Origin of the sequence: Rhodococcus sp. CX, from assembly GCF_015865005.1 — a bacterium.
Classification (GTDB): domain Bacteria; phylum Actinomycetota; class Actinomycetes; order Mycobacteriales; family Mycobacteriaceae; genus Rhodococcus.
The window spans coordinates 22,459-32,288 of the sequence record NZ_JADZGH010000117.1 but is presented as its reverse complement, the minus strand read 5'-3'; the positions used below and the strand labels follow the sequence as shown (position 1 = coordinate 32,288).

At 70.3% G+C, this 9,830-nt stretch carries 8 protein-coding genes; 3 read left to right on the top strand and 5 right to left on the bottom strand.

Translation table 11 applies throughout. The annotated features are described in order from the left end of the window. Positions 1 to 18: 18 nt before the first annotated feature. The 3 genes from meaB to mutA are packed head-to-tail and all read right to left on the bottom strand — an operon-like array spanning position 19 to position 5,127. Positions 19 to 1,011, bottom strand: coding sequence for a methylmalonyl Co-A mutase-associated GTPase MeaB (meaB, locus tag I0Q12_RS12805; RefSeq protein ID WP_197252279.1), 993 nt, complete (start codon positions 1,009 to 1,011; stop codon positions 19 to 21). Positions 1,012 to 1,017: 6 nt separating this feature from the next. Continuing rightward, positions 1,018 to 3,264, bottom strand: coding sequence for a methylmalonyl-CoA mutase (gene scpA, locus I0Q12_RS12800; protein ID WP_197252278.1), 2,247 nt, complete (start codon positions 3,262 to 3,264; stop codon positions 1,018 to 1,020). Beyond that, positions 3,265 to 5,127: a methylmalonyl-CoA mutase small subunit gene (mutA, locus tag I0Q12_RS12795; protein WP_197252277.1), complete on the bottom strand. Its 1,863-nt coding sequence runs from the start codon at positions 5,125 to 5,127 to the stop codon at positions 3,265 to 3,267. Between the two features lie 252 nt (positions 5,128 to 5,379). On the opposite strand from mutA, the gene I0Q12_RS12790 reads away from it, so the two are divergent. From I0Q12_RS12790 to I0Q12_RS12780, 3 genes are read left to right on the top strand one after another with little or no spacing between them, the layout of a single operon-like run. Further along, entirely contained in the window at positions 5,380 to 6,084 is a 705-nt protein-coding gene (locus I0Q12_RS12790) for a TVP38/TMEM64 family protein (RefSeq protein ID WP_307846208.1), read from the top strand. Positions 6,085 to 6,115: 31 nt separating this feature from the next. After that, positions 6,116 to 6,697: a hypothetical protein gene (locus tag I0Q12_RS12785; RefSeq protein ID WP_197252276.1), complete on the top strand. Its 582-nt coding sequence runs from the start codon at positions 6,116 to 6,118 to the stop codon at positions 6,695 to 6,697. Next, complete coding sequence (locus I0Q12_RS12780; RefSeq protein ID WP_197252275.1) at positions 6,694 to 7,230, top strand: hypothetical protein; 537 nt, start codon at positions 6,694 to 6,696, stop codon at positions 7,228 to 7,230. The genes I0Q12_RS12785 and I0Q12_RS12780 overlap by 4 nt, the downstream gene beginning before the upstream one ends. Here the strand turns inward: I0Q12_RS12780 and I0Q12_RS12775 are convergent. Together I0Q12_RS12775 and I0Q12_RS12770 are read right to left on the bottom strand one after the other, a co-directional pair. Continuing rightward, positions 7,223 to 7,912: an SDR family oxidoreductase gene (locus tag I0Q12_RS12775; protein WP_197252274.1), complete on the bottom strand. Its 690-nt coding sequence runs from the start codon at positions 7,910 to 7,912 to the stop codon at positions 7,223 to 7,225. The two genes, I0Q12_RS12780 and I0Q12_RS12775, sit on opposite strands and share 8 nt — an antisense overlap. 181 nt (positions 7,913 to 8,093) lie before the next feature. Continuing rightward, on the bottom strand, positions 8,094 to 9,827 hold the full coding sequence (locus tag I0Q12_RS12770) for an iron ABC transporter permease (RefSeq protein WP_197252273.1): 1,734 nt from the start codon (positions 9,825 to 9,827) through the stop codon (positions 8,094 to 8,096). Positions 9,828 to 9,830: the final 3 nt, after the last annotated feature.

Here is a 9,830-nt window from a genome sequence, read left to right as displayed (position 1 = left end):
TCGCGGCCGGTCGTGTCGTCATTCGGTGCCGTCGAACGCGGCGAGCAGCCGCTGCGCGGCCAGCGCCGCGGTGAGCGACCCGTCGCGCACACCCTGCTCGACCTCGTCGCGGATCCTGTTGACCCGCGGGTTCGATTCGAGACGGCGCAGCAGCTGGTCGTGCACCATCGTCCAGGTCCAATCGACCTGCTGACGGCGGCGGTTCTCCTCGAACAGCCCCGCCGCGGTGAGCACCTCGCGGTGCTTCAGGACGGTGTCCCAGAACGTGTCCAGGCCCTGGCCCTCGAGACCACTCATCGTGATGACCGGCGGCTTCCAGATCGCGTCGTGCGGGTGCACCAGGCGCATCGCGCCGGCCAGCTCGCGGGCAGCGACCCGCGCGTCGCGCTCGAAGTTGCCGTCCGCCTTGTTCACCGCGACGAGATCGGCGAGTTCGAGCACGCCCTTCTTGATGCCCTGCAGCTGATCGCCGGTGCGGGCCAGGGTCAGGAACGTGAAGCAGTCCACCATGTTCGCGACCGTCACCTCGGACTGACCGACACCGACGGTTTCGACGAGGATCACATCGAAACCGGCGGCCTCGAGCAGCACCATCGTCTCGCGGGTCGCCTTGGCGACACCGCCGAGCGTTCCGGCGGTCGGGGACGGACGGATGTAGGCGTTCCGTTCGACGGACAGGCGGGCCATGCGGGTCTTGTCCCCGAGGATCGACCCGCCGGTGCGCGTCGACGACGGGTCGACGGCGAGCACCGCCACCCGGTGGCCCTTGTCGAGCAGATACATGCCGAGCGAGTCGATGAACGTCGACTTCCCGACACCGGGAACACCCGTGATGCCCACCCGGATCGCGTTGCCCGCCTTCGGGAGCAGGCGCAGCAGCAACTGCTGCGCCTGCTCCCGATGGTCGTCGCGGGTGGACTCGACCAACGTGATCGCCTTGGCCAGGCCGGCTCGCCGATTGGCGAGCACGTCCTGTTCGAGCCGATCGAGATCGACCGGAGGTCGGCCCATCTGGGATCAGTCCTCCGAGCCGTGGCCGAGCTGCTCGGAGAGCTTGCCGAGCAGACCCACGGCCGCGTCGGCGATGACGGTGCCGGGCGGGAAGATCGCCGCGGCGCCGGCCTGGTACAGCTCGTCGAAGTCTCCCGGAGGGATGACGCCGCCGACCACGATCATGATGTCGGGGCGGCCCACCTCCGCGAGCGCCTCCCGAAGCGCGGGCACCAGCGTGAGGTGTCCCGCGGCCAACGACGACACGCCGATGACGTGCACATCGTTGTCGGCCGCCTGGTTGGCGACCTCTTCGGGGGTCTGGAACAGCGGTCCCACGTCGACGTCGAAGCCGAGGTCGGCGAAGGCGGTGGAGATCACCTTCTGTCCGCGGTCGTGACCGTCCTGGCCCATCTTCGCGACCAGGATGCGGGGACGACGTCCCTCGGCCTTCTCGAACTTCTCGACGAGTTCGGTTGCCGTGCTGATGTTGCCCGCCTTTCCGGCCTCGTCCCGGTACACACCGCTGATGGTGCGGATCTCGGCCTGGTGACGTCCGTAGACCTCTTCGAGCGCGTCGGAGATCTCGCCGACGGTCGCCTTGGCGCGGGCCGCGTCGATCGCGAGGGCGAGCAGGTTGTTCTCCATGCCGCCCTCGGTGGAGGCAGCGGCGCGGGTGAGCGCGGCCAGCGCGGCGCGGGTGGCGTCCTCGTCGCGTTCGGCGCGCAGCCGCTCGAGCTTGGCGATCTGCTCGGCGCGGACCTTCGAGTTCTCGACCTTGAGGACCTCGATCTGCTGGTCCTCGGCGACCTGGTACTTGTTCACACCGATCACCGGCTGGCGGCCGGAGTCGATGCGCGCCTGCGTGCGGGCCGCGGCCTCCTCGATGCGCAGCTTCGGGATGCCCTCGGAGATGGCCTGCGCCATGCCGCCGGCCTCCTCGACCTCGGCGATGTGGGCGCGGGCCCGGTTCGCGAGCTCGTGGGTGAGCCACTCGACGTAGTACGAGCCGCCCCACGGGTCGATCGGGCGAGTGGTGCCCGACTCCTGCTGCAGCAGCAGCTGGGTGTTGCGGGCGATGCGCGCGGAGAAGTCCGTCGGCAGCGCGAGGGCCTCGTCGAGCGCGTTGGTGTGCAGCGACTGGGTGTGACCCTGGGTCGCGGCCATCGCCTCGACGCAGGTGCGCGCGACGTTGTTGAACACGTCCTGCGCGGTCAGCGACCAGCCGGAGGTCTGCGAGTGGGTGCGCAGCGACTTCGACTTCGCGGACTTCGGGGAGAACTTCTCGACGAGTTCGCTCCACAGCAGGCGCCCGGCCCGCATCTTCGCGATCTCCATGTAGAAGTTCATGCCGATCGCCCAGAAGAACGACAGGCGCGGCGCGAACTTGTCGATGTCCATGCCCGCGTCGAGACCGGCGCGGATGTACTCGATGCCGTCGGCGAGCGTGTAGGCGAGCTCGAGGTCGGCGGTCGCGCCGGCTTCCTGGATGTGGTAGCCGGAGATCGAGATGGAGTTGAACCGCGGCATCTTCGCCGACGTGTACGCGAAGATGTCGGAGATGATCCGCATCGACGGCTTCGGCGGGTAGATGTACGTGTTGCGGACCATGAACTCCTTCAGAATGTCGTTCTGAATGGTTCCGGCCAGCTGCTCGGGCGCGACGCCCTGCTCCTCGGCGGCCACGACGTACAGCGCGAGGATCGGCAGCACCGCGCCGTTCATGGTCATCGACACCGACACCTGCGACAGGTCGATGCCGTCGAAGAGCTGCCGCATGTCGAGGATCGAGTCGATCGCGACACCGGCCATGCCGACGTCACCCTGCACGCGCGGGTGGTCCGAGTCGTAGCCGCGGTGGGTGGCCAGGTCGAACGCCACCGACAGGCCCTTCTGGCCGGCCGCGAGGTTGCGGCGGTAGAAGGCGTTGGATTCGGCGGCGGTGGAGAACCCGGCGTACTGGCGGATGGTCCACGGCTGGTTGACGTACATCGTCGGGTACGGGCCGCGCACGAACGGCTCGATGCCGGGGTAGCTGCCCAGCAGGTAACCGGCGGCCTCGACCGCGTCCCGGTCGGCCTTGGTGTAGACGGGCTTGACGTCGATGCCCTCGGGCGTCGACCACACCACGTCGTCGACGGTGTAGTTGTTCGCGGTCGCCACGGATTCGACGAGCGCGGCGGCCTGCTCCGGAGTCGGCGCGGACGGGGCCGGCGACGCCGGATCCGTCAGCGGGACATCGGCGAAGCTGCCGATCTTGTGTTCGATGCTCACTTACGCTCCCAGAGTGTTCAGCAGGTCGGTCAGCGCGGCGATCGCGTCGATCTTGGCGGTGAGGAACCCGTCCGGACGCGCCTCACCCTCCACGTCACCGACGGCCTTCTCCGGCCCGGCGAGCAGGACGGTGGAGATACCGGCGGCGCGCAGCGCGGCGGTCGCAGGACCGGCGTCCGCGTCGTACCGCTTGTCGGTGCCGCACAGGACGGCGACGGTCGCACCCGATTCGGCCACGGTGTGCGCGATCGTGTCGAGCGCGAGGGTGCCTGGGTTGACGGCCTCGATGCCGCCGGCGGCCAGCAGGTTCGTCGCGAACGTCGAGCGGATGTTGTGCTCGGCGATCGGTCCGAGCGGTGCGAGCAGCACCTTCGGACGGGCACCGTGTGCGGCCAGGTACGCGTCCGAGCGGTCGCGCAGGGCCTCGAACGGTGCGGCGTAGCGGGCCGCGAACGCACCGGCCTCGGCGACGTCGGCGGGCAGCGGCGTCTCGCCCAGGTTCGGGAACTCGTTGACGCCGGTCACCGAGGTGCGGCGGTGCGCGATGTCGGACTCGCGGCGGGCGCGGGTCGCGGCGATGCGCTCGGAGATCACTCCCGCGTCGAGCGCCGCGCGGTAACCACCGGCCGCCTCGATCTGCTGGAAGAACTCCCACGCCTTGCCGGCGACCTGAGCGGTGAGCTCCTCGATGTACCAGGAGCCGGCACCCGGGTCGAGCACCCGGCCCAGGTTGGACTCCTCGAGCAGCAGCAGCTGGGTGTTGCGGGCGATGCGCTCGGAGAACGCCTCGGACACGTCGAGCGCGCCGGCGGGCAGGGCGACGTCGAACGGCAGGACCGTGACCGAATCCGCGCCACCGACACCGGCACCGAACGCGGCCAGGGTGGTGCGCAGCATGTTCACCCACGGGTCGCGCTGGGTCATCATCGCGGCGGAGGTGACGGCGTGCTGCGGGGCGTTGCCCGCGTCGGCGGCCCCGACGACCTGGGCGATGCGGGCCCAGACCTGACGGCCGGCGCGGAACTTGGCGATGGTCTGGAACTGGTCGTCGGTGGCCGCGAGGCGGAACTCGATCTGACCGAGCGCGTTGGCGGCGGTCCGACCGGCGGCGACCAGTTCGCGCAGGTACTCCAGGCCGGCGGCGATCGCGGCGCCGAGCTCCTCGGCGTCGGAGGCGCCGGCGTTGTGGAACGCGGTGCCGTCGACGGTCACGGCCCGGACGGTCTCGGCGCGATCGGCGGCGGCCGTCGCCAGGGCGATCGCGTCGGCGACGGTGACGTCGGCACGGCCGGAGAATGCGCTGGTCAGCGGCGCGGCGCCGAGGCCGATCCGCACGGCGCCGCGGTCGGCGACGTCGGTGCGGGCGTCGAGCAGCGCGTACAGCGCCTCGGCGGCCGCGGCGGTGTCGGCACCGGCGTCGAGGGTGACCGGCGCGAGGTCGAGCAGCACCTTGTCCAGGACCGCGGGCAGGGCGTCGACGGGCAGGCCCGCCGCGCCGACCTGCAGCCAGAGTGCGCTGACGCCGTTCTCGAGGGCCGCGAGGATCCGCTCGTTGGCGGCGGCGGCGTCGCTGCCGCCGAACTGTGCGGACACGAGCCAGCCGGCGTTGACGTCGCGGGTGGCCGAGGCTCCGCGCACGTACGGGAACTCACCGGGCAGCGGCGCCTCGGGGCGCTCGTCGCGGACCCCGTAGAGCGGGTTGACGGTGATGTCGTCGTACGTGGTGGTCTCGAGCAGTCGCTGCGGCTCCGGTCCGAGTTCGGCGGGCTCGACGCGGCGGGACTTCGCGAGCACGCCGGCCACCGCGTTCTGCCACTGCGCATACGCGCGTGCGGCGTCCTCGGCTTCTGCAGCTAATGACACGTGCGGTTCCTCTCCTACGCTGCGGGATGTGGTGCAGGCTCGGTGTGATGCTGGTTCTCGGGCCATGGTGGGCCGTGGATACCTTAGGTGGGTTCTCGTGTGATGCTAGCCGCATACACGCCGCGGCTATTGTGGGGATCACCACAGATTCCCTAGCGATCGTTAACGGACTTGCGCAGGGAAATCTACCTTCCGCCTCCGCGCCGCCCGCAGGCACCGGTCGATTGCCGGGTCCGGGTATCGTGGTCGGTCGTGACGAGGCTCCTGACCGACCGCAGAATCCTCGGCATACTTGCCCTTCTCGTCGCGCTGGCCGCCGCGGCAATGCTGATCCCTCATCCCACGGTCGCGGAGATCCGCGGGTGGGCGGACACCGTGGGCCCGTCGTTCGTCCTCGTCTTCTTCCTGGTTCACACCGTCGTGACCATCGCCCCGGTGCCGCGCACCGTGTTCACCCTCAGCGCCGGCCTGTTGTTCGGCGCCGCCACCGGCATCGCCGTCTCGGTGGCTGCGACCACGGTCAGCGCGGTGCTCGCGTTGCTGTTGGTGCGGTGGATCGGCCGCGGGATGTGTCAGATACGACGAGACCGCCCCGCGGCCAAGGCCGTGGATCTGCGGCTGGCGCGGCGCGGCTGGCTCGCGGTCGGATCGCTGCGCCTGATCGCGGCGGCCCCGTTCTCGGTGGTGAACTACTGCTGTGCGATCTCGTCGGTACGGCTCGTGCCGTACACGCTCGCCACGATCGTGGGCATCCTGCCGGGCACGATCGGGGTGGTGCTGCTCGGCGACGCGCTGACCGGACGCACGAACCCCGCCCTGATGGTGGTGACGGTGGTATGCCTGCTCGTCGGGGTCGTGGGACTGTGGCTCGAGGCGCGGTTGCCGGTGCCGGCCGGTTCCGCGCTCGATGCGATCGTCGATCCCGACGACGAGAAGTCGACAAGTCTCAGACCTTGATTTACTGAAGTCAAGGCTTCATTCTTGACCAATGTTCGTGTTGACGGTGGATCAACGCGGCAGCCGACGTGACATCGACCGGGTCGCGGCGCTGCTCGAGGAATTCCGCGACGCCGACCTGCTGCGCCCGTTCGAGCGCACCGCCGGCGACGAGGTGCAGGCGGTCGCGGACGACGCCGAGACCGTCGTGGATCTCGCCCTGGACCTGGTGCAGCGCGGCCACTGGAGTGTCGGGATCGGCGTCGGCGCGGTGGAGACGCCGCTGCCCGAGCAGACCCGCGCCGGACGCGGCCCCGCCTTCGAACACGCGCGGACCGCCGTCGAACGCGCCAAGAACGCACCCGGCAACCTCGCCGTCGACGGCACCGATCCCGACGCCGCGGCCGACGCCGACGCCGCCCTCACTCTGCTCGCGACGCTGGTGCTGCGCCGCACCGATCAGGGCCGGGAAGCGGTCGAACTCGCCCGCGCCGGACTCCCCCAGGCCCAGGTGGCACAGCGCCTGGGCATCAGCAAGCAGGCGGTGTCGCAGCGCCTGCACACTGCCGGATGGCAGGCCGAACAGGCTGGCCGAACCCTCGCCCGCCGCCTCCTCGAAAGGGCCGACCGTTGACCGTCGTCTCGCTGGTGTTGCTCGCCGTCGTCGCGCTCGCCCCGGTTCTGAGCCTGCGCTCGAACCTGCCGCCGTGGCTCGCGCCGGCGCTCTCGACGGCCGCGTTGATCGGGGCGGCCCTGGCCGCGTCGGCGACGACGGCGGTCCACGGCTTCGCCTACGCCGCCACCCTCGTGCTGACGATGCTCGCGGCGATCACCGGCGGCGGCCCGGCCGTCCTCGCCGCGTTCCGCATCGCCCGCCGCCAGCCCGACGCCGGCCCCGAACCGGCCGCCCCCGCCCCCGGCGGCGCACCGATCCCCGGTCCGCTGCGCGGCGGTCGCGTCATCGGCATCCTCGAACGCGCCGCGGTCGCGGGCGCGGTGCTCGCCGGGTGGCCCGAGGGCATGGCCATCGTCCTGGCCGTCAAGGGCCTGGCCCGCTATCCGGAGCTGCGTGAACCCCAGGCCTCCGAGCAGTTCATCATCGGCACCGGCACCAGCGTGCTGTGGGCGCTCGCGGTGTGCGGGGTCGGATGGGCGCTGATCACCTGAGCGCCGCAGCCTCGTCCCGCACCGCGTCGTCGATCCGGCGCTGGATCCGGCGCATCCCGCGCAACCAGCGGTCGGTGTCGGCGGCGCGTCCCGCGTAGTACTCGGCGACCTCGGGATGCGGGAGGATCAGGAACCGCTCCCCGGACAGGGCGGCCATCACCGAATCGGCAACCTGCCCTGGCGTGAGCACACCGGTTTCGAAGACCACCCGTCCCGCGGCGTCGGTCGGCAGCAGGTCCGTCGCGACCCCCTGGGGGCACAGGCACTGCACGATCACTCCCCTGTCCCCGTAGGTCGCGGAGAGCCACTCCGCGTGGGCGACCGCGGCGTGCTTCGACACCGAGTACGGCGCCGACCCCAGCATGGTGAGCAGACCCGCCGCCGAGGCGGTGACGACGAAGCGGCCGCGGCCACGGTCGAGCCAGCCCGGGAGCAGCGCCCGCGCGGCGCGCACGTGCCCCATGACGTTGACGTTCCAGGACATCTCCCACGCGGCCTCGGCGTCGGGGCCGTCGGCGACCACGCCTGCGTTCGCGAACCACGCGTCGACCTCCCCGAGTTCGGCGACAGCCCTCGCGACGAGCGCGGCCACGCCCGCTTCCCCGGCGGCATCACCGGGGGCGGCGATGCCGCCGATCTCCCGTGCCACGGCGGCACAGGCGTCGGCGTCGCGGTCGTTCACGACGACCCGCGCACCGACTGGCCGAGGCCGGCGCCGGTCACGACAACGCCTGCGTCGCGCAGCCAGTCCGGGTACTCGATCGTCTCCACCAGCTTCCTTTCTCGTCCGTTCGCCGCCCCGTGCGTGGTTTCGGTAGTGGGGACTACCGAAACCACGCACGGGGCGGATGCTCCGAGAGCGATCACATCTTGCTGAGAGCGTCGGTCCCGCCGGCGAGCATCGCCGCGACGACACCGACCGCCGTCACCCCTGTCATCACCAGCGCAACGGCGGCGACCAGCGGATAGCCGCCGTTGGACCAGTACTCGAACAGGATCGTGCCCATCACCTGGGTCTGCGAGGCCCGCACCAGCAGCGACGCGGTGAACTCGTGGGTGAGCAGGACGAACAGCAGTGCCGCGGTTCCACCGAGGCTGCCGCGCATGAGCGGCAGCAGGACCTTCACGTTGGTGGCGACGAACCCGGCGCCGCTCACCCGGGAGGCCTCGAGGTAGGCGTCGCCGAGTGCCAGCATCGACGACAGCTGCATCCGGGTCGCGAACGGCAGCATCAACGTGACGTACACCAGGACGACCACCCACGGGGTGCCGTAGAGGACGATCGGCCCCTGCGTGTAGGTGAGCAGGAACGCCGCACCGAAGATCACCGCCGGCACACCGAGCGGAATCGACACGAGGACGTCCGCGATCACCCGCAGCACCGGGTAGTTGCGTCCCCGGACGATCAGGTTCGCCGCGACGAACCCGAGCGGCAGCACGATCGCCATCGCGATCAGCGAGAACATCACGCTGTTGCCGATCGCGGTGGGGACCGCGGACCCGGAAAAGATCGTGCGGAAGTTGTCGAACGTCAGCGCCGAGAAGCTGATGGTGCCGCTCCAGTACCGCGACAGGGCCACGAACACCAGCGCCAGGATCGGCAGCACCGTCGACAGCAGCGAGAACAGCAGGATGATCGCCACCCCGGTCTTCGAGGGACGGCCCTGCGACCGGAAGGCCTTGCCGCCGTGGGTGACGAAGCGTCGTTGGTTGCCCAGCAGCGCCTTCTGCGCGAACACCACCACGATCCCGACGATCAGCAGCGGCGACCCGAGTGCGGCGGCGGTCGCGAACTGCGCCGGTGAGTCACTGATCTGGAAGTACATCTCCGTCGTCAGCACGCTCACACCGGTGTTGGTGCCCAGCAGCAGGGGTCCGGTGAACTGGCCCAGGCCCAGCAGCAGCGCCACGCCGGCGCCGTAGATCAGGGTCGGGCGCAGCAGCGGCAGCGTGATCTTGAAGAAGACCTTCCATTCCGGCATGCCGGACACCTGTGCCGCTTCGATCATCTCGGAGTTGATGTTCTCGAATCCGGACCGGACGAACATGTACACGAACGAACTCAGCGAGAACCCGGTGATGATCACGATCCACTGGATCGAGTAGATGTCGATCGGGCCTTCCTCCAGGTGCGACCACCACGGCAGATTCCGCAGCATCGCGTTGAGATAGCCCGGCCGGGGCGAGAGCAGGAATGCCCACCCGACGATCGCCGCGACCGCGGGAATCACGATCGGCAGGATGGGCAGGATCTCGAGCACCGCCAGCCGGCGCGGCAGGCGGTTCGCGCCCCACGCCAGCGCGGTGCCCAGCACCATCGCGATCGTCAGCGAGCCGAGCGCGAGACCGACCGTGTTCCACAGAATTCCACCGAGCCGTTCGAGACCGAACGCGCGCTCGTATCCCGCGGCTCCGTCCTCGAATGCGGTCGATTGCAGCCGCACCACCGGGACGACGACCAGATATGCCAGCAGCGCGACGAACGCCACGACACCCAGCCGACGCGCCACCGACCGGACGGCGTCGCTCTGCAATCCACCGGTGACACTCGGGCGCTGTTCGCCGATGTCGTTGCCCGGCAAGGTCACCACAGCCATCGC

Coding starts and splice junctions, on each gene's coding strand:
- I0Q12_RS12785 (WP_197252276.1), top strand. CDS start 6,116: ATGTTCGTGTTGACGGTGGATCAACGCGGCAGCCGACGTGACATCGAC.
- I0Q12_RS12770 (WP_197252273.1), bottom strand. CDS start 9,827: ATGGCTGTGGTGACCTTGCCGGGCAACGACATCGGCGAACAGCGCCCG.
- meaB (WP_197252279.1), bottom strand. CDS start 1,011: ATGGGCCGACCTCCGGTCGATCTCGATCGGCTCGAACAGGACGTGCTC.